The sequence below is a fragment of the Nonomuraea basaltis genome (assembly GCF_005893125.1).
Classification (GTDB): domain Bacteria; phylum Actinomycetota; class Actinomycetes; order Streptosporangiales; family Streptosporangiaceae; genus Nonomuraea; species Nonomuraea basaltis.
Genome location: NZ_VCJS01000105.1, coordinates 16,484 through 36,488 on the forward strand (window position 1 = coordinate 16,484; position 20,005 = coordinate 36,488).

Annotated in this window: 17 protein-coding genes; 10 read left to right on the forward strand and 7 right to left on the reverse strand. The window is 69.0% G+C overall.

Features of this window, described 5'->3' with window-relative positions; translation table 11 throughout:
- Positions 1–85: 85 nt before the first annotated feature.
- A complete protein-coding gene (locus tag EJK15_RS38080; protein WP_206061353.1) occupies positions 86–385 on the forward strand; it encodes a hypothetical protein in 300 nt (99 codons plus the stop codon).
- 58 nt (positions 386–443) lie between these two features.
- Here the strand turns inward: EJK15_RS38080 and EJK15_RS38085 are convergent, their stop codons facing one another.
- The gene (locus EJK15_RS38085; protein WP_171074759.1) at positions 444–1,112 is read right to left on the reverse strand and encodes a GAP family protein; all 669 of its coding nucleotides are present in this window, start codon (positions 1,110–1,112) and stop codon (positions 444–446) included.
- An 82-nt stretch (positions 1,113–1,194) separates the two neighbouring features.
- Here EJK15_RS38085 and EJK15_RS38090 point away from each other — a divergent pair, with 82 nt between their 5' ends.
- Together EJK15_RS38090 and EJK15_RS38095 are read left to right on the forward strand one after the other, a co-directional pair.
- Entirely contained in the window at positions 1,195–1,896 is a 702-nt protein-coding gene (locus EJK15_RS38090) for a TetR/AcrR family transcriptional regulator (protein ID WP_171074760.1), read from the forward strand.
- A 140-nt stretch (positions 1,897–2,036) separates the two neighbouring features.
- The gene (locus EJK15_RS38095; RefSeq protein ID WP_138715328.1) at positions 2,037–2,747 is read left to right on the forward strand and encodes a hypothetical protein; all 711 of its coding nucleotides are present in this window, start codon (positions 2,037–2,039) and stop codon (positions 2,745–2,747) included.
- A 73-nt stretch (positions 2,748–2,820) separates the two neighbouring features.
- Here the strand turns inward: EJK15_RS38095 and rox are convergent, their stop codons facing one another.
- From rox to EJK15_RS76590, 4 genes are all read right to left on the reverse strand, one after another.
- Positions 2,821–4,248, reverse strand: a complete 1,428-nt coding sequence (rox, locus tag EJK15_RS38100; RefSeq protein ID WP_138715329.1) for a rifampin monooxygenase — start codon at positions 4,246–4,248, stop codon at positions 2,821–2,823.
- A 563-nt stretch (positions 4,249–4,811) separates the two neighbouring features.
- Positions 4,812–5,792 (reverse strand): prenyltransferase/squalene oxidase repeat-containing protein, encoded by a 981-nt coding sequence (locus EJK15_RS38105; protein ID WP_138715330.1) that lies wholly within the window; start codon positions 5,790–5,792, stop codon positions 4,812–4,814.
- 204 nt (positions 5,793–5,996) lie between these two features.
- The gene (locus EJK15_RS77820) at positions 5,997–6,179 is read right to left on the reverse strand and encodes an aromatic-ring hydroxylase C-terminal domain-containing protein (protein ID WP_420847123.1); all 183 of its coding nucleotides are present in this window, start codon (positions 6,177–6,179) and stop codon (positions 5,997–5,999) included.
- 119 nt (positions 6,180–6,298) lie between these two features.
- A complete protein-coding gene (locus EJK15_RS76590; protein ID WP_276615473.1) occupies positions 6,299–6,430 on the reverse strand; it encodes a hypothetical protein in 132 nt (43 codons plus the stop codon).
- 260 nt (positions 6,431–6,690) lie between these two features.
- Here EJK15_RS76590 and EJK15_RS38110 point away from each other — a divergent pair, with 260 nt between their 5' ends.
- From EJK15_RS38110 to EJK15_RS38130, 5 genes are all read left to right on the forward strand, one after another.
- Entirely contained in the window at positions 6,691–7,956 is a 1,266-nt protein-coding gene (locus EJK15_RS38110) for a hypothetical protein (protein WP_138715331.1), read from the forward strand.
- A 128-nt stretch (positions 7,957–8,084) separates the two neighbouring features.
- Positions 8,085–8,966 carry an RIO1 family regulatory kinase/ATPase domain-containing protein gene (locus EJK15_RS75090; protein ID WP_138715332.1) on the forward strand — a complete coding sequence of 294 codons (882 nt, stop codon included), beginning with the start codon at positions 8,085–8,087 and terminating at the stop codon, positions 8,964–8,966.
- A gap of 529 nt (positions 8,967–9,495) precedes the next feature.
- The gene (locus tag EJK15_RS38120; protein WP_138715333.1) at positions 9,496–10,230 is read left to right on the forward strand and encodes an alpha/beta hydrolase; all 735 of its coding nucleotides are present in this window, start codon (positions 9,496–9,498) and stop codon (positions 10,228–10,230) included.
- 583 nt (positions 10,231–10,813) lie between these two features.
- Positions 10,814–13,615, forward strand: a complete 2,802-nt coding sequence (locus tag EJK15_RS38125) for a Tn3 family transposase (protein ID WP_171074761.1) — start codon at positions 10,814–10,816, stop codon at positions 13,613–13,615.
- 325 nt (positions 13,616–13,940) lie between these two features.
- Positions 13,941–14,123, forward strand: a complete 183-nt coding sequence (locus EJK15_RS38130) for a hypothetical protein (protein WP_171074756.1) — start codon at positions 13,941–13,943, stop codon at positions 14,121–14,123.
- Here the strand turns inward: EJK15_RS38130 and EJK15_RS38135 are convergent.
- A complete protein-coding gene (locus tag EJK15_RS38135; protein WP_138715336.1) occupies positions 14,117–15,268 on the reverse strand; it encodes a serine hydrolase domain-containing protein in 1,152 nt (383 codons plus the stop codon). The genes EJK15_RS38130 and EJK15_RS38135 overlap by 7 nt on opposite strands.
- Positions 15,269–15,382: 114 nt before the next feature.
- Positions 15,383–18,484, reverse strand: coding sequence for an AfsR/SARP family transcriptional regulator (locus tag EJK15_RS38140; RefSeq protein ID WP_138715337.1), 3,102 nt, complete (start codon positions 18,482–18,484; stop codon positions 15,383–15,385).
- A 244-nt stretch (positions 18,485–18,728) separates the two neighbouring features.
- Between EJK15_RS38140 and EJK15_RS38145 the strand changes: the two genes are divergently transcribed.
- On the forward strand, positions 18,729–19,103 hold the full coding sequence (locus tag EJK15_RS38145) for a hypothetical protein (RefSeq protein WP_138715338.1): 375 nt from the start codon (positions 18,729–18,731) through the stop codon (positions 19,101–19,103).
- A gap of 9 nt (positions 19,104–19,112) precedes the next feature.
- The gene (locus EJK15_RS38150) at positions 19,113–19,997 is read left to right on the forward strand and encodes a hypothetical protein (RefSeq protein ID WP_138715339.1); all 885 of its coding nucleotides are present in this window, start codon (positions 19,113–19,115) and stop codon (positions 19,995–19,997) included.
- Positions 19,998–20,005 lie beyond the last annotated feature (8 nt).

Below are 20,005 nucleotides of genomic sequence, written 5' to 3' on the forward strand. Positions count from 1 at the left end.
GGAAGTTCAACGTCAGTGTCGATGTTCCGCGATGGCGAGTGCTGGGGCTGGAGGAGACGGCGGACGGCACCGTGGAGCCGGCGTCGTGGTCGGCGGCCACGCTACGCCGGACTGGACAGCGACGAGCAGTTCGATGATGGATGAATATCGGAGGCGGATCATGATCGGTTGGCTGTCTTTGGCGGGCGGTGTGCTGCTCGTCGGCATGGGGGCACTGTGGACCCTGCAGGGACTCGGTGTCGTCGGTGGAAGCGTGATGAGCGGCGCGACGCAGTGGGCCGTGATCGGCCCGATCGTCGCGGTGCTCGGGATCTGGCTGGTGGTTCGTGGGGTGCGGCGGGTGCGTGCCGGCAACCGACGCAGGGAGGGCGGCAGCAGCCGATGAGCGATCGGCGGCGGGCGGCCGAGGCGGACGGGCTTCGTCGAGGTGCCGATGCGGGCGGTTACGGACTCATCGTGATGGTGATCTGGTCCGGTGCTGCGTCCAGGAGGATCAGGAATCCTGCTATCCCGACGATCCAGCGCAGTGTTGTGCGGGATCCAGAGGAGAGCTTGTTCTGCCACCGTTCAAACCGTTCACGCATTCGTTCGCCCAGGGCCGCCCATGCGACAAAGAGCAGGATACCTGGGATCACCATGATGGTCACGTACACGGCGAGGAGCGGCGACCATTGGACGGCGGGCGGGTTGGCCGAGGTCATGATGCCGATCGCGCCGAAGTACGGCACGGCGGTGGCGAACTCGAACAGCCAGGTCCCCAGCCCCAACAGCAGCATCGAGCGCATGGTGAAGGACCGAGCCCGGATGGATGCACGTTCGGGGTTCTTGTCGGGGATGAAGTAGCTCCCCGCGATGAGCGCTGCGCCGAGGACGGCCTGTCCCCAGGCCCACACGGTGTCATCGACAATTGGCACGACAGCGCCCAGGCCGAGCATGAGCAGTACGCCCAAGGCGAAGTACGCGATCGCGACCGATCCGAGGTACACGCCAAGCAGCGCGCCCACGCGGTGCGGCCTGGCCAGCAGCAGATAGAGAGCTATCCCGATCACGGTGGGACTCAGCGTATCGAGCAGGGCCAGTCCGAGCACCGCGCCGATCGTCTCGATCGACAAAGCTGTCTCCTTCCGGGAGCCGACAAGCCGTAACAACACGCCCGTGTTAGTTAAAATAGCACATGCGTGTTAACATATGAACGTGCCACGACTCGTTGATCATGACCAGCGCCGGGCCGAGCTCGGCGAGGCCGCCATCCGGGTGATCCTCCGCGAAGGCCTTGCCGGCGTGACCGTCCGCGGAGTCGCCGCCGAAGCCGGCTGGTCCACCGGGTCCCTGCGGCATTACTTCCGCAATCAGCACGAATTGCAGGCCTACGTCGTACAAGCCACCACCGACACCCTCCGCCGACGGGTCCTCCCACGCGTTCAGCGGCCCCGCACTGCAAGTTCGGTGGTCGAAGGGATCGCCACGATCGTGGAGGAGATGCTGCCGCTCGATGCCGGGCGGCTCGAGGAATACGCGCTGTGGTCAGCGGTCGTGGAATGGGAACGTCAACACCCTCCAGAAGGAGGCTCTGTGACGTGGAACGACCAACGGGCGCTGTACCGCCAATGCATCGCCTCCCTGCGCGGATTCGAGGCGACCCGCGAACCGAGCCAGGCCACGCTCGCGCACCCTGATGCCCAGGTCGAGCTCTGGGCGGCGCTCCTGCACACGTTCGTCGACGGACTCGCCGCCCAGATCACGAACACACCCGGCGAAGTATCCGCCGACACTGCCGCACAACTGCTGCGTTCACTGCTGCAAGCCGTACCTCGTGCACGGGCAGATCAATGTGCGCACCAACCGCGAGCGGAAAGCGCAGCGCAGGCTGCACAGGTTCAACGATGTCGGGATTGACGGGTTAAACATGTGTCCAGGTGTTCCGAGCCCGAACAACTTCGCCCCCGGGGAGCTCAAGAAGTACTGACTTTCGACAGGGGTTCCGGTTGACGATCGGCGGATGACCCACCCGGTCCGCCCCCGACATGCTCGCCGCCATGAACACGTACTTTCCAGGACGGTGGATCGGCGGCGCGACGCTCGTGCTGGGGCCGGTCGTCATGTGCGCCGGATACCTGCTGCGCTACCTGAGCACGATCACCGCCCTCACCCCACAGCAGCAGGCGTGGGCCGAGGCGCAGCCGTTCGCCGCCTACGGCCAGCTCCTCGCCTACACCTCGGAGCCCGCCCTGCTCACCCTCTCCTACGCGGTCTTCGCCCTGGGGGCGGTGCTGCTCTTCCCCGCCTTCGTCGCTCTGGCCCAGCGGGTCGGTGGCGGCCTCGCCTTCTGGGGCGCCACCCTGCTGGTCGCCGGGCTCTTCTCCCGCCTGTACTCCGCCGGCGCCGACCAGACCGCCTTCCAGCTCACCGAGGTCATCGGCCTGGACCAGGCGACGAATGCGATCATGAACGAGTACGTGGACATTTCCTACGGCCCGTGGCGGGGGAAGGTCTGGGCCTCGGTCGGCCAGTACGCGGGCTCGCTCCTGCTGGCCGTCGCCGCCTGGCGCTCGGGCGTCTTCGGCACCGCCCGGGCCTTGATGCTGCTCCTGGCGGGAGGCACCTGGATGGGCGTACTCAAGGCCGCCTCGATCCCCGATGCGCTGGTCACCGCCCTGCTCTGCGTGGCCCTGGTCCCGCTGGGCGTGCGGATGCTGCGGGACCGGCTGCCGGTTCCGGCCGGGCGTCCGAGGGTGCTGAGCTGGTGAGCTTCATGGGGGCGCGGACTGGGCCGAACGCGGCCACAGATGGGTCCCGCCCTTTCGAGCCACAACTGCGCGCTCAGCTGACGGCAGCGCCGAACCACTTGGGCAGCTGGCTGAGCAGCTTCTGCTGGTCTTCGCCGACCCACGCCACGTGGCCGTCCGGCCGCACCAGCGCCGCGGGCACGTCCAGTTCCTCGCTGTCGTCGACGACGTGGTCGACCCGGTCTGCCCAGCCCGCCACCGAGAGCCGGCCGGTCTGGTCGAGCAGCAGCCCGCGACCCCCGTGCATCAGCTCGTAGAGGCGACCCCGCTTCAGCTCCACGTCCCGCATCCGCCGGCCGAGCAGTTCATGCCCCTCGCCGAAGTCGTAGCGCACCCCGATCGCAGTGATCTTCTCGATCAGGTACCGGTTCACCTCCTCGAAGTCCATCAGTTCCGACACCACTTGGCGCAGTGCCTGGGGACCCGGCTCGGTGGACATCAGCACGGTTTGCGCGCGGGTGTTGTCCAGCACGTCGGCGGCCACCGGGTGCCGTTCGGTGTGGTAGCTGTCCAGCAGCCCTTCCGGTGCCCAGCCGTTGACCTCGGCGGCCAGTTTCCAGCCCAGGTTGAACGCGTCCTGGATGCCGAGGTTGAGCCCCTGCCCGCCCAGCGGGGGGTGAACATGCGCCGCGTCGCCGGCCAGCAGCACCCGGCCGACCCGGTAGCGCTCGGCCAGCCGGGTGGCGTCGCCGAACCGGGACAGCCAGCGCGGTGAGTGCACGCCGAAGTCGGTGCCCGCGAAGGCCCGCAGCTGCTGCTTGAACTCCTCGAGGGTCGGCGGAACCGTGCGGTCCTCGGCCACCCCCTCGGCGGGCACGACGACGCGGTACACTCCGTCCCCGAGAGGCCCGGCGCCGAACTGCAGCTGGGTCTTGCGGACTTCCGCGACGATGGCGGCGACCGTCGCCGGATCCTCGGTCACCTCCATCTCGCCCAGCAGCGTCTCCACCTTGGCGGGCTCACCGGGGAAGCCGACGCCGAGCAGCTTGCGCACCGTGCTGCGGCCGCCGTCGCAACCGACGAGGTAGCGCGAGCGCAACTGCGTGCCGCCGGCCAGCTCGACGGTCACCCCGTCCTCATCCTGGCTCAGCCCGACCAGCTCGCAGCCACGCCGGATCTCGACGCCGACCTCGGCGGCGTGCTCGGCCAGCAGGCGCTCGGTGATGGTCTGCGGGATACCGAGGATGTACGAGTGTGCGGTGTCCAGCCGGTCCGGCCACGGCTTGAGGATGCCGGCGAAGTAGCCGCCAATCTTGTACTGCTTGCCGTGCGCGAGGAACCGCTCCAGCAGACCGCGCTGGTCCATCACCTCGATGCTGCGCACGTGCAGGCCGAGCGCGCGGACATACCTGGTCGGCTCCGCCTCCTTCTCCAGCACGAGCGCGTGCACGCCGTGCAGCCGTAACTCGCTGGCCAGCATCAAGCCGGTCGGTCCGCCGCCGGCAACGATCACGTCAATCATGAAACCCCCATTCAACAAGCGACAAACGCACACGTACTTCGCGAACCCCTGATTGCCGCAGGGTCTGGCCTCGGCGGACGATTCTGCAGCACGACCCGGGTCTTGCCGCAAGCCCCCCGGTGCGCTATATGTTGAGAGTGGCAAGGAGTGGGTAATCTCCTTGCCTTTGTCTTTTGCCGTCCGCTGTGGATGCGACGGTGACCTTGCCAGCGCCCGCGAGCTGATCACCCACGCGGTCGAGGTCACGGAACGAGTCAGCGGGAACGCCGACCACCGCGTTCAACGCCACCGGCGTTGCCCTCTACCAGGTGAGCATCTCCCAGGTCCTCGGCGACAACGGCACGGCGATTGAACACGCCCGGACCGTCGCCCCAGGCGACATCCCGACCGCCGAACGCCGTGGCCGCTACCAGACGTCCAGCGCCCTTGGCACGTGCGTATCCGCAACGCTCTGGATCGCATCCATGCCGGCCTCGGGCAAGCTGGCCGATCACCTCGGCACGTCGGACAACCAAGGGCAGTGTCTCCTAGGTGGGGTCAATGACCTGGCGGCTCCTCACAACTTAGGGAATCTGGGAGTCCCACCAGGCGAGCACTCGTGTCCCGAACAGCGTCAGCCACTTCGATGGCTCCCCCGCCGGCGCGTCGACCTCGAACCACACCCGCCCGGGGTGCCGGCGGGCCTGGAGCCAGGTGCCGTCCGGCTGCCTGGCGGCACGGATGAGCTCGATCGCGTCAGCCATGCGCGGGTCCGGCGTAGCGCCGTCCAGCAGTGAAACCTGGCGAAAGTACTCGGCTGCGTTGAGCACGTTGTAGAACCCGCGGAGCGGGTAGGCGAAACGGTCCACCCACGGTGCCACCGGTTCGCCCGTCGAGAGACGGCGGAAAAGCCCGCGCTGCAGGAGGTACTCCTCGCCTGAGCGCCGGGCAGCGCGCGTCGCGTCCGTGCCTCCGGTCGCGACGTCGTAGGCGAGCAGCCCCTTGAGGGAGTTGAGCGTCGAGTGGAACGACGATCGCGTTGAGCCCTCGATCCACTCGCAGTTCCAACCGCCGTCGGGCAGTCGATGCTCGAGGAGCCAGTCGACGATGCCGGTGATGTCGGCGCCGAGCCACAGACCGTTCGCGACCGTCCAGGCGTTGATGCAGCAGTCGACCTCGCCACCCCAGTACGGCAGGTTCTCGTACTCCCAGCGGCTGTTCTCGGCGAGAAGCTCGGCCGTGCGGCGTTCGCGCAGGACCGCGGACTCGAGGCCCCACTCCCGCAACGAGTTGAGCGTCCACGTTGTCGCCGTCCAGGGCTGCCCGGCATCCTCTGCCGCTTCAGGACCGTGAAAGTCGAAATCGGCGGGGAAGAACGCGCCGCCCGCCCACTGGCCATCAGGGCCCTGGAGCGCGAGGAGGCGCGCCCCGAAGCCCTCAGCCGCGATCCTTGCCCGCGTTGCTCCCCAAACCTCGGGCGGATCGCGCACAAGATCGCGCTCGACCTGCCAGCGCAATGCCGGATCAGAGTCGCGGAGCCACGCGATCAAGACCTTGGTCACCATGGCGCGACTTTAGCCCGGAGATTCCACGGGCGGCAGTGGGGTAGACGCGGAAAGTGCTCCTGATCTGGAGATGATGTGATCAAGCGCCATGACGGATCGAGGTCCGGCTCCAGAAGATGGAGTGCGGTGACCAGGAGGGGGACCGCGGCAGTCAGGGTGAGAGCGAGGTGAGCCGCGGGTTGTCGCAACATTGTCACGGCGGGTTCACGTTCCTTGGTTCGCAGCGCCGAACCAGGTGGTCAGCGCTTTGTGCAGACCGTGGTGCACCGGCTGCTCCGATCGGTGGAGGGGCTCGGCCCAGGCCACGTAGCCATCGGGGCGGATCAGCAAGGCGGCCGCGGGGGCGGGCGGGGCGCAGCAGCTGCGCGATCCGCATGGGTCCGTCACCGGTGCCCAACTGGAAGTCGGGCAGCCAGCGACCGACCAGCGGATGTGGCGGCGAGGCGTCGTCGCCCATGTCGTAGCGGATGTCCGTGCCGGCCATGAGGTCGGCGATGCGGCGGCGGTTACTGTCGTCGTCGAGTAGTTCGCTGAGCGCTGCCGAAGGCACCCGCGTCGAGGGCTGCGGACAGGCCCGGGTAGTACGCCGCGTCGATCAGGTGGGTGAGCAGTGCGCTGTAGCGGCCGAGTCCCGTCATGCCCGTCTCATCCGCGCCGCCCCCCAATCCGTGGGCGAGCGAGGCGGCGCTGACGGCGTACGCGGACAGGGTACGAACCGTTGCCTTGATTGGCTAAGCGGACCTGAGCGGGGATGTGTTTCGGATCATCTGGTCGGGCTGTTTTCGTGCCGGGATTGCTGAGTCGTCGGGTGGGTGGCGCCCGGGAATTGTCGGTGGCGGTGTGTAGCGTCGCGTGCGCACGATGATGTCACGGGTTCCGGTGCCGGGGAGAGGGGCGGGTGCGCATGGCGGTGATGGTGGCGACCGCGACCTGTACCGGGCACCGGGCCGTTGTGGAGGCAACCGGGCAGGTGCTGACCGGGCCGCTGCTGGCCGAGCGGGTGGCCTGGCTGACCGCGCTGACCCGGGCCATGACCGCCGGGATCGTTGCCGGGCGGTGGAATGCGCGGGATCTGGACGTGCTGGCCGCCGGGGTCGGGGTGGACGGGCGGGTGTTGCCGGTCAAGGGGTGGATGGCCATCCGCAGGCTGGCCTGGGGGTGCGCTGCCGGGATACCCGGTGGCGGGGTGAGCGGCGGCGGGGTGTATGTCTCGGATCGGGTGCGGCGGTGTGCCGAGGAGCAGGCGGCCCGCATGTTGCGGGCGGCGCTGCACCGGCGGGGCGTCGTGGCGGCGATCCTGGCCACCTGGCCGCAGAACCCGCAGCGGCGTAGCGAGACGGAGTGGAAGGCGTTGCCTGCGGCGCTGCCGCAGGGGGTCACCCCGGCGGAGATCCGTAACCGCACCCGGCAGGTCCGTGCCGTGCTGGAGCGCGAGGGCGTGTTGCCGGGTGACCTCACCGAGGTGGAGGAGCCGCCCCGGGTTGCCGCCCAGGCGGTGCTGGCGGCGGCCGACCGGCAACTGGTCACCCTGACCCGCACCAGCGACACCAGCGCCATGTTGCGGGTGCAGTTGCCGCTGAACTCCTCGCCCACCTCACCCAAGGATTGGGCGTGGCACGCCATCGTGTTCACGCTGCCGCCCACCGTGGCGCCGGAGGCCAAACTCTGCACCCCCACGGTGCGCATCGTCCACGGCAAGGTGCGCATCGATCTGCCGTTCCAGACCCCGATCCCATCCGCCCCGGCCACCGGCCACACCGTGGCCCTGGGCCTGGACTGGGGCGTGAACACCCTCCTGACCGGCACCATCGCCCGGCTCCGCGACGCCCGGCTAGGCGAGGGCCGGGTGTGCACCGACGGGCGGATGCTGCGCTACGACGCCACCGCGATCTCGGCCAAGCTGCACCGACTGCGCGGCCAGCGCGAACACCTGGCCACCAAACGCGACCACTGCGCGGCGCTGCTGTCCGGGCTGGATGCGGCCACTGCCGACGATGCATGTGATGCTGCTGCCACTGCCCCCACTGCCGTCGATACACCCGATGCCGGTGATGTCCGCCGCGCCGCGTTGGAGCGCGGGCACCGGGTGCTGGCGGTGGAGCATGAGCGGGTGTGCGCCCGGATCGGCCCTCCGCTCCCGAAGGTGGCCCCAGCCCCAAAGTAGCGATGAGTTAGATCACGGTTGCGGTTCGCGGTCGTCACGAATCGCGTGTACCGGGGCGTAGGGGGTGTTCCCCGTTCGATCGTGTTGCCCTGTTCTCGGGGGTCGGTCGGGCGAAGGGAGCGGCGGGGATGCGTCGAGAATGGGAGCCGGAGGAGCTGATCGAGGCCTGGACGCTGCTGGATGACGACTGGGACCTGGTCGGGAACAAGACGGGCGCGACACGTCTGGGCTTCGGTGTGTTGCTGAAATTCTTCGAGCAGGAGGGCCGGTTCCCTCGGCACGCGGGCGAGGTACCCAAGGCTGCCGTCGACTACGTGGCGGGGCAGGTGAAGGTCGATCCGGCGCTGTTCGCGGAGTATCGGTGGTCGGGGTCGACGATTGAGTACCACCGGGCGCAGGTGCGGGAGGCCCTGGGCTTCCGGGAATCGACCCGGGCGGATGAGGACGTGCTGGCCGGGTGGCTGGCGGACAAGATCTGTCCGATGGTGTTCACCGACGAGGGGCTGCGGGCGGCTCTGCTGTCCCGCTGCCGGACGTTGAAGATCGAACCGCCGGGCAGGCCGGACCGGATCGTGGGTGCGGGCAGGGCGCGGTTCGAGCGGGAGTTCTGCCTGCACGTGCTGAACGGGTTGTCGGCGGACTCGGCGCGGTCGCTGTGGGAGCTGGCCACCGGCGAGGACGGGTTCCTGCAGGAGCTCGCGCCCCGGCTCGCCCAAGTCCGGCCGTCGAAGGAGCTGCTCGGTGTGTATTTCGAGCAGCTCCGCAACGGCATGCGTGAACTGGCTCGCGCGGGACTCGCGCACGGCGACCTTTCGCCGTACAACGTCCTCGCGCAGGACGAGCGGATCGTGATGATCGACCTGCCCCAGGTCGTCGACATCGTCGGCAACCCGAAGGGCATGGACTTCCTGATGCGCGACTGCCACAACATGGCCACCTGGTTCACGAACCGTGGGCTCGAGATCGACGAACAGGAGCTGTTTGCCGACCTGCTCACGATGGTGTTCTGATCGCCTTATGCACGACAACACACTCGGACACCGACAGGTCTATCCGGAACCTACAGCGGTGCGGCGAAGTCGGTGACGACCAGTGGCTGACCGAGACCGTGGGCGAGGGGCTGGTGGCAGCCTTTAGTCTGTACCTGGACGGCGCCGCCTGGATCACCCTCCTCCCGGCGAACTGATCAGTGCCCTGAAGGCCGCTGGCTCTCATTCCGGCTCGGGGCCTCGTCGGCTCCTCCTAAGTAGCTCTGCGCAGTGTTCCGATTTCGTCACGCTGCGATCACGTCACAGCGAAGCCCTTTACTACACGGCCTTGCCTTAGGCGAGTGGCTCCGTGGTATCCGGCCACGGAGCCTTCGCGAAAACCCGTTGGCGGACCACAGCGACCGCTGCTACCTTTCTGGAGGCCGTGCGAGAGAACGAGGAGGTGGTACCCGTGAACGCAGTATCGACATGGGTGCTCCCCTCTGGGGTCACGGTCGGGCGATAGGTCGTCCGGGAGCGCCGTTCAAGCGCACTCCCGAAAGGCACGACCTTGCGATTCACTTCTGAACAGCGCCTCGACGACGGCGTCGTCGAACGCGAATTCACCCTCGGTGAGATCCCCGGCATCCTGTGGACGCCCTCATCCGCGTCCGCACCGGTCCCGCTGATCCTGCTCGGCCACCCCCCGCTCGGGCTGCGCAAGATGTACCCCCGGCTGGTGGTGCGGGCCCGGCAGGCCGCGGCGGATGGCTTCGCCGCCGCCACCATCGAGCTCCCCGGGAGCGGTGACCGGCCCCGTTTGGCCGGTGCCGAGCAGGCCGGCGCCGACCTGCGCCGGGCTATGGAGGCCGGCGAGCCGGTCGGTGACGAGATCATCGACGCCCTCATCCTCCCGCTGGTCGACAAGGCGGTCCCGGAATGGCAGGCCACCTTGGACGCCCTCCTGTCGCTGCCCGAGATCGGCGGCCCGGTCGGGTACTCGGGGGGAGTGATCTCCATCGGCATCCGGCTTGCGGTGGTTGAGCCGCGCATCGTGGCCGCCGGCTTCTTCGCCGGGAGTTTCGTGCCTCGCACCATGTTCGAGGAAGCCCGACAGGTCACCATTCCGCTGCATGTCCTGCTGCAGTGGGATGACAAAGGGAACGACAGGCAGGCGGCCCTGGACCTGTTCGACGCCTTCGGCTCCAAGGAGAAAACGCTGCACGCCAACATGGGCGGGCACACCGGTGTCCCGCAGTTCGCAGGGGAGGATGCGGCCGGGTTCTTCGCCCGGCATCTGCGCTAGCCGCAGGCCAGGGCCCGCCGCCAGGCCAGCAGCAGGGGGTAGGCGGCGCCGGCCAGCACGCCGCTCATCGAGGACAAGCCTCGGCCCTCCTCGATAGCGGTGGCCCGCAGATACACAACCGCCCCGACCGGCCGGTACCGGCCGGTCGGGGCGGCGGGCTACTTGCTCATCAGAGAGGAAATCCACAGGCATGAGCAGGAACGCTAGGGCGCTCGGCCAGGGCAAACAGCCGTCGTCACCGAATCGTCGTCAAGATCGACTCTCTAGCGCCAAAACTCCGGTCCGATCCTCCCCGGAGACCACCTTGGGGTCGTGGTCATATTCCAACGAGACTTCTCGATAAGCGCTGAGCCGCAGGTCGGCTGAGTGTCGGGGGTGCAGCAGGTCGAGTCGGTCTCGATTCGACATACTGGCAAGTAGTAACGGAATGTTCTCGTAAGGTCACCATCTGTGCAGCATGAGTATCTATCTGGCGAGCAGGTAAGCCGGTACGGCCGGTTTGTGGCGGATCCGACGCCCGAGGAACTGGAGAGGTTCTTCTTCCTGGATGAGGCCGCGCTGGCGCAGGCGCGGAGGCGGCGGTGTGGAAAATCGGCTCGGCTGGTCGCTGCAGTGGGGGACGGTGCGGATGCTCGGCACGTTCCTGACCGACACCGGGCCCGCCGAGGTGCCGGAGGTGGTGATCCGCTACGTGGCCGAGCAACTGGGCATCGAGGACTGGACGGTCGTCAAGCGCTACGGCGACCGGTGGCAGACCCCCTACGATCACGCGGCGCAGATCCGGAAGCTGCTGAAGTACCGGGAGTTCGGCGAGGCCGAGGTGACGGCGTTCATCGCCTCGCGGGTGGCCAAGACACGCGATTCCAAGCGGGAGCTGTTCGACCGGGCGGTGCTGTGGCTGATTGAGAACCGGGTGCTGCTGCCGGGCATCACGACGGTGTCACGGCTGGTGACCGAGGTACGGCGGGAGGGGCTGACCGCGATCAACCGGGCGCTGGTGGAGGCGGCGCCGCGGCACATGCGCGGGGAGCTGGTGGCCACGCTCACTGTGCCCGAGGGCAAGAAGGTGTCGGTGCTGGAGTGGAGTCGCGAGGCCACGCTGCTGGCGACGGTGCGGCAGCTGGAGGGTGTCGCGGTCGATGACGCGTTGCTGCTGTTCGACCTGCTGATGTCGACGAAGCTGCTGTCGCAGGCCAGCCGGGCCGGGGACAAGGAGAAGCTGCGGAATCTGCCGCGGCTGCGGGTGGCGGCATCCCGGCTGGCGACCGCGTGGGCGATCGTGCGCGATACCCCGCCGACCCGTGTCGGCGATGATGGCGGGTCCAAGGTCACCACGGCGAGCGAGGTGGTGAGCGCGGTGGTGCAGGTGGTCAGCCGGGAGCAGTTGGAGGCGGCGCTGGCCACGATTGCGGAGCTGCTGCCGCTGCCGACGGATGAGGACGACGGCGATCTGGAGTGGCGGGCGGAGCTGGTGGAGCACTACGGCACCGTCAAGCCGTTCATCGAGCAGCTGGCCTCGGTCATCCCGTGGGGGGCGACGGCGGCTGGCTCGCCGATCGTCGCCGCGGTGAAGGCGCTGCCGAAGCTGACGGCGGCGCGCAAGCCGGGCCGCGAGCACATCAAGGGGTTCGAGGAGCTGGTGACCGGGTCGTGGCGGCGGCTGGTGTTCGGTAACCCCGCGCTGCAGGCGCCGCTGATCGACAGGCCCGCCTATGTCTTCGCCATCCTGGAGGCCCTGCATCTGGCCCTGCGCCGCCGCGATGTGTACGCGGTGGGCGCGGACAAGTGGGGCAACCCGCGGGCCAGGCTGATCGAGGAGCGGCTGTGGGTTCGCGAGCGCGACTCGGTGCTGACGGCGCTGGACTTGCAGGCCGATCCGCGTGCTCATCTGCGGGAGCTGGCTGACCTGGTCGACGACGCCTACACTCAGGTCGCGGCCGGGCTGTCGGCGAATGCGGCGGTGAATATCAAGGGCGGCAAGCTGCAGCTGTCGCGGCTGGAGGCCGCCCCGCTGCCGGAGGGGTTCAAGGCCGTGCACGACGCGGTGGCCGCGATGCTGCCGCGCATCGACTACCCCGAGCTGCTGCTGGAGACGCACGCCAAGACCGGCATGTTCGACTGCATGCGCCACATCTCCGGCTCGCACCTGCGCCGCGATGACCTCGATATCACCCTGGCCGCGCTCACCGTGGCCAGGTCCTGCAACGTGGGCCTGGTGCCGGTGATCAAAGAGGGGATGCCGGCGCTGGCCGAGCACCGGCTGCTGGGCGTGGAGAAGGGCTACTTTCACGGCGAAGGCATCGCCGCGGCCTCGGCCTGCCTGGTCGACAAGCAGGCGGGCATCGACATCACCGCCGACTGGGCCGGCGGGCTGGTGGCCTCGGTGGACGGCATGCGCTTCGTCGTGCCGGTCCGCTCCCTGCACGCCCGGCCCTCGCCGCTCTACTGGGGGATCGGCAAGCGCGCACGCGGCTCGACCTGGCTAAACACCGTCTCGGACAAGGTGATGAGGCTCGGCGGGTTGCTGGTGCCCGGCACGCTGCGCGACTCGCTGTTCATCCTGAACGCCATTCACCGCCTGGACGCCGCCGAGCACCCCGAGGTGATCACGACCGATCAGGGCAGCTATAGCGACGTCGTGTATGGCCTGTTCGCGATCTGCGGTTATCAGTTCGCGCCGCGGCACGCCGACATCACCGACACCCAGCTGTGGTGGGTCGACACTGCGATGCTGGAGGGCACCCTGACCCGCGATCACAGGTCCGGCAACGCGTGGGGCGCCTTCAACACTCTGGGCCTGCGCCGGGTGTCGCTGCCGGCCATCGTGCAGCACTGGGACGACATGGTGCGGGTGGCCGGCTCGCTGGCCACCAATCAGGTCCGCGCCTACGACTTGATCCGGATGATGATGGCCGACGGCCGCCTGACCGGTCTCGGGAACGCCTTTGCCCACTACGGCCGGATCTTCAAATCGCTCCACCTGCTTCAGGTCATCCACGTCGAGGAGTACCGCAGGGTGATCGGAGCCCAGCTCAACATCGGCGAGTCCCGCCACACCCTGGCCCGCCGCGTCTTCTTTGGCAACCTCGGCCGCCTGACCAGGGGCTATGAACGCGGCATGGAGGACCAGGTGGGCGCGCTCGGCCTCGGGCTGAACGCCATAATCTGGTGGAATTCGCTCTATATCGATGCGGCGGTCAAGAAGCTGGACAGCGGCGCGCTGGGCATCAAGGGTGGGCAAGTCACCCCAGAGATCCGCGCCCATGTGCTGCCTCTGCTGTTCGAGCACATCAACTTCCACGGCTTCTACCCGTTCAACCGCCCCGAGGTCGGCGGAGAACTTCGCGAGCTTCACAACCCGGCCGCCGCAGAAGACGACAGGTAGCATGCCGGAGATCGCGAGAGCCGCTGGCGTCGGGGGCGCGGGGGTCAGAGTGCGGCGGAGCGAAAACGTACGCTAAAGCCTGCCCTCGCAACTCGACATCTGACGGTGTCGAGGACCCCCTTCTCGGTCGACGTCACCAGGGTAAGTAACTCTGTGTGACGGTTGGCATCCGGGAAGCCTCGGTCCGGAATTTGATGCTTCAGGGTGAGCTTGCATTCGGTACCTGGGTACAGGTTTGCCGTCGAGGTATAACACAAGACATCGCCCCTGACCTGGGACGGCCCCCTCCGCCTGCACCTTGCCCACTGCCGAGCAGCCGCTTCGCGTGGCCGAGTTCGACGCGTTGTTCGCCGACGCGGTGCAGGGCATGGTCAGTGCGGAGCCCGCGGGTGCGAGGGAGCTGGGCGGTGCCCAGACGTCGGCCTGGCCATACTGCGTGCGCCGGCGGATCGCCCGGACAGGCGGCGCGCCGCCGCCATGTCCGGGTGATGTCAGCAGGCGCTACTGAGGCGGGAGGAAGGGCGAGCCGAACGCCGCCTCGGCGACCTGGTTGCAGACCGGGTACCAGTTCCAGTCGCAGTTGATGTTCATGGAGACCAGGCGTCGGGCGTCGGGGGTGCCCATGGTGAAACTGGCGGTGCCCAGCTCCAAGCCAGCCACGATGTGGAGGGTGCGGCCGTTGGCCAGCGTCCATTGGCTCACGCCGGTGCCGTAGCGGGTGTTGGGCATCCAGTCCCTGGTGGGGACCGTGCTCCACATCGTGCGATGCTGCGCGGGCGGCAATAGCGAGCCGGTGATCATCGCGTTGGTGAACCGGAGCATGTCGCTGGTGGTCGAGACGGCGCCGCCGGCGGCCCATCCCCAGGTGGTCCTGTCGGTGACGTCGACCGGATCGGAATCGGGGCCTTCCAAGAGTGACTCGTAGTTGTCGGGCGTGAGGCTGTCCGGGTCGATGCCGTCCTTGAAGAACTGTCTCGTATAGATCCTGGCGTGCGGTCCCCGGACCCGCTGCTCGGCGAAGGGTCGCGCGTAGGTGCCGGTCAGTCCGAGCGGCTGGACGACCGTTCTGTCGACCTCGTCCTCGTAGCTACGCCCTGTCGCCTTCTCGATGATCGCCCCGACGAGGTGGTAGCCGCCGTTGCTGTAGGCGAAGTCCGCACCCGGTGCGTACAACGGCGGAATGGCCATCTGGAGCTTCAGCAGCTGCTCGACGGTCCAGACGTCGTAGCGATGCGCGGCGAACCCGGGCCGGGTGTGATACTTGCGCGCGATCTCGGCACTCAGCCCGGTGATCCCCAGGCCGCTGGTGTGGGTGAGCAGCTGCCCGATGGTGATCTGACGGCCGTCGTTGCCGTTGCCTCGCACCACGCCGGGCAGCCACTCCTCCACGGTGTCGGCGAGGCTCAGCCTGCCCTCGGCCTCCAGCGTCAGCATCGCGGCGGCGGTGAACGCCTTGGCGGCGCTGCCGACGTTGAACTGCTCCCCGGGTTCGCGGCGGCGGCCGGTGCCCAGGTCGGCCACTCCGGCCGAGCCGAACCAGGCTCCGTTCTCGTCCTGAATCTCGGCGACGACGCCGGGCGTGCCGTACTCGGCCACCGCACGCTCCAGCGCCTTCTGTACGTCTTCGCGCCTGGCGTTCGTGGAATCGGTCATGGTGCACTCCTTGTGGACGGGATTTCGCTTCACACGATGGGGTGCGCCCGTGACGTACGGGTGATAGACGCGTGACAGACCGCGCTGGTTCTGTAAGCGGCAACCGGCGCCCCTTCAAACTGCCGAAGTCACCGCGCCTGCCAGCCGGTCGATGGCTTCCTGCCGGGGTAGCCGCGTGCCCCTTTGGTACGCCGCGTCGTACACGGCCGGGCCGAGCCGTACGCTCAAGGCGGCGGCGAGCTCGCGGACCTCGGGGTCTCCGTGGTCGAAGGCGCCACGGATCGCCTGGCTCATGCCGAGCGTGGTGGCGGCGCCGCCCGGGTCTCCCTCGAGGGAGAGCAACGTGGCCAGCCGCTGAGCGGCGGCGGCCAGGTCGTGCTGCCCGGCCGCTGTCCGGACGACGTCGGGAAGGAGGTCGCGGGCCCGCTTCGCGTCTCGGGCCGTCAGCCGGTTCGCCATCCGGGCGGGGAGCACGAAGCCGTCGAGCGCGTTGGCGGTCGGGAGAAAAGGGCTCTCCTGTGCGATCCGCTCGATGCGGTCGAGTTCTCGGTCGGCCCGCTCCACATCGCCGGAGCGCCGGTAGAGCTCGACCAGAGCGGCCATGACCTCAATCTGCTGCGGCTGACGCCCCTTCTCCCAGGCCGCCCGCTCGGCGATCTCGAGGTCTCGCCTGGCACCGGCCAGATCTCCCGCCCGCATCCGTTCCTGCGCGAGGGCGATGCGATGAGTGATCTCATGATGGGAGGTCAGCGCGATGCTGTGCTCGTAGAGGGCGATCGCGCCGTCGTGGTCACCACGAACGGAGCGCGCTCGTGCCACCTGGGTCAGGACGATGGCCGTCAACAGCCGGTCGCCGGTCCTTTCCAGCAGGTGGTGCGCCATGTCCAGCGCCGTCGCGGCGGCTTCCCAGTCGCCGCGCTCATGACCGATCATCGCCTCCATGAAGAAGGTGCAGGCGATGACCCAAGAGTCGGAGCGGCTGCGCGCCCTGGCCGTCTCGCGTTCGACCAGGTCGTCCTGGCGGGTGAGGTGTCCGATGACGAGCGTCGCCAGCAACACCGTGGGATAGCGCTCCAGCGCGCCAGTGCGCGCGCCCTCCTCGATGAGTGCCTTCGCCCGGTCGGGGGTGACGTCCGGCGCGTCGTCCCCCAGCGCGTGCATGATGTCGAAGGCGGCGCGGGCGTCAGGGGAAAGCACGTCGCCGAATTCCAGCACCCGGGCGACGAACGCCTCGCTGCGCGGTTCGTAGCGCACCATCGTCCAGTACCAGTACAGCGCGGCGAGGATCCGCGCCGCGGTCATGGCGTCGTCCTCGTCGATGGCCGTACGCAGCGCGTGGACGATGTTGTCGTATTCGGTGTCGAACACCCGCAGCGACGCCTCCTGCTCGTGGGAGCGCAGCAGCGGTTCGTGATCCTCGGCGAGGTCGGCGAAGTGTCGCGTGAACCGAGCCCGCGTCGTGTCCCGTTCGTCGGCGAGGTCGAGCTTTCCCCCGGCGTAGGCGCGGATGGTCTCCAGCATCCGGTAGCCGCTCCCGGTCCGCTCCACGATGGACTTGTCGACCAGGGAGTCGAGCACATAGGCGATGTCCCCCGGCGGCAACGTCTGGTCTGAGCAGATCGCTTCGATGGCGGCGGCGCCCGTTCGTGCGGGAAATATCGCGATACGGCGGGCGAGGGTCCTTTCCTGGTCGGTCAGGAGATCCCAGCTCCATTCGATGACGGCGTGCAGGGTTCGCTGACGGGGCTGGGCGCTTCGATTACCTGAAGCCAGGAGGCGGAACCGGTCGTCAAGCCGCCGGGCGATCTGATCGGCCTCCATGGTGCGCAGCCGGGCGGCGGCCAATTCCAGGGCGAGGGGCAGCCCGTCGAGGCGCCGCACGATGTCGGTGACCGTCTTCTCGTCCAGCGCTACGCCGGGCCGTACCGCCGTCGCGCGGTCGGTGAAGAGCCGGACGGCGGCCGGCTGAGGCAGCGGGCCGAGCCGGTAGAGCGCCTCGCCGATGATGCCGAGGGGCTCCCTGCTGGTCGACAGAATCGTCAGGTACGGCTGCCGCTCCAGCAACCGGCCGGCGAACTCGGCGGCCTCCGCCACGAGATGCTCGCAGTTGTCCAGCACCAGGACGGCCTCGGTGCCGCCGAGCAGCTCGGCCACCCGAGTCACCGGATCCGCCGACCCCCCGCCGAGCGGCCACGCGCCCGGGGAGCTCAGCGCGCCCAGAACGGCCTCGGCCAAGACGTCGGTCCCGGATACGTCGGTCCCGGATAGGGAAACGAGCCAGACGCGGCCACGGCGGTGGGTGCGGTGACGGGAGGCGGTTTCCACAGCGAGCCTGGTCTTGCCGGTGCCGCCTGGGCCGACGACGGTCACCAGGCGGGAGCTCTCCAGCAGCCCGCCGAGCGTCTTGAGCTCGTCGTCGCGGCCGACGAAGCTGGTCAGCGGCGCGGGCAGCCAGCCGGGCTCCGGCTCCGCGCGTGCCCTCGGCGCCTCGCGCTCACCGCGCAGCACCGCCAGATGGGCGCTCCGCAGCTCTTCGGAGGGGTCGATGCCGAGCTGGTCGGCGAGGGTGCCCCGGATCCGCTCGAACACGCGCAGGGCGTCCGACTGCCGACCTGCGGCGTGGAGAGCGCGCATGTGCAGGGCGGCCAGTCGTTCACGCAGAGGGTTCGCGGCGCAGACCGCCTCCAGGTCGGGGAGGATGTCGGCGTGCCGGCCCAGCCGCAGCCCGGCCTCGAACCGGTCCTGCGCCGCTGCGATGCGCAGTTCCTCCAGCCGGGTGGCGGCTGTGGCGGCGAAGGGGGCGTCGAGCACGTCCGCCAGCGCCGGGCCCTGCCACAGCGCGAGCGCGTCATCGAGGAGCGCGGCGGCCACGTCCGGACGGTCAGCGGCGAGCTCCCGGCGAGCGCGGACGGCGAGCTCCTCGAACCGGTTGACATCCACGTCCTTGGCCTGCAACCGGTAGCCGGTGGCCACGGACTCGATCGCCAGGCTGCCCAGGGCCTTGCGCAGCCGGTACACCAGGGCGCGCAGCGCGTTGGGGGCCCCCGCGGGCGGGTGCTCTCCCCACAGGGCGTCGACCAGCGACTCCGCCTGCACGACCTGCCCCGCCGAGAGGGCCAGGCGCGCGAGCAGGCGCCGGAGTCTGGGGCCGCCCAGGTCGATCGGGGTGCCGTCGTCGGCGTACACCTGGACCGGACCAAGCACCGCAACCCGCATGCACGCCCCCTTCCGCAACCCGTCTCAGACTAGACGGGTGCGACATCGCGGTAGGCGACGGCCTACGACGATCTGCCCCACCACTAGTGTTGGGCACTCACCGAACGTCTTCGAGAGGGTCATCACTGGCGGCAACCTGGGGAAACAGGCTAGGTGCGGGCCTTAAGAGAAAGCGGTCCAGATCCGCTGCCCCGCCCGGTTATGATCTTTCTCACAGTCGAGGGGTCTCATCGGGAGGGGAACCGTGACGGCGGAGCCTGACCAGGAGGCGCTGGCCGTGTTCTGCGCCGCCCTGCCGCAATTACGCACACTGCTGCGCGGCCCCGCGTCGAGCGAGCGCCGCGCAGTCGTGGCGAAGACGTTGCGGGCCGCCCGTCGCGGCGAGCCGATCGACCGGCTCCTGACCCAGCTGGGCATCGGGGCCACACCCGAGCCGGAGGAGCGCGAATCCACCCGCTCCAGGCTGCCCACGCCGCTGGACTCCGAGCGAAGCCCGGTCGTCGGCGGCTACGTGTGCCCCATGGGCACCTGCAACCGCGTCGAACGCCGCGAAGCCGACGCCGAACTGCCCAACTGCGAGATCCACGAGCAGGCCCTGCGTTTCATGGCCGGGGGCTGAGATCGCGGCATGACGGGCTTCCTCGCCGAACTCGGCAAAAAGGTCGCGGAGCGGTGGGTCGCGCTGCTCGTACTGCCCGGACTGGTGTTCACGGCCGTCGCCACGACGGCGGTGGTGCTCGGGCACCGGAGCTGGGCGGACACCGGGCTGCTGTGGCGCAAGTCGATCGAGTTCACCAGGTTGCTCGGCGGCCCGCAGCAGGCCGACCTGGCGCGGACCGCGGTGCTGCTGGCCGCCCTGCTCGCCGTGTCGGCGGCGGCCGGATTCGTCGCGCGAGCACTCGGCACGCCCGTCGAGCACCTGCTGGCCGGGCGGTGGCCGGTCTTCGCGCGCCCGCTGGCGAGGGCGCTCACCGAGCGGCGGAAGCGGGCCTGGAACAAGCTCAGGCAGAAGTACCGGGACGCCGAGGACGAGGGCGAGCACGGCCGTCTCGGCGAGCTCGCCGAGGCCAGGAACGCGGTCGCGCTCACCGAGCCACGCCGGCCGACCTGGATCGGCGACCGGTTGCACGCTCCCGCGACGAGGGTGCGTAAGCAGTACGGCGTGGACCTGACCGCCGCTTGGCCGCGGCTGTGGCTGCTGCTGCCCGACTCGGCGCGCGAGCCGCTCACAGAGAGCAGGCAGCGTTTCGACGAGGCGACCGCCCTGGGCGGGTGGGCCGCGCTGCATGCGGCGCTCGGCGTGGTGTGGTGGCCGAGCGCGGTCATCGGGCTGTGCGCCGGGCTTGTCGCGTGGCGGCGGGCGAGGGTGGCCGCCGAGGTGTACGCCGAGCTGATCGAGGCCACCGTGGACGTCTACCTGGACGACCTGCTGGAGCGGTTCGACGACGAGACCCGGCCGATCCGGCCGGGACGCGGAAAGACGGTCAGCGAGAGGTTCAGAAAAGCCACCTGATTGCGAGG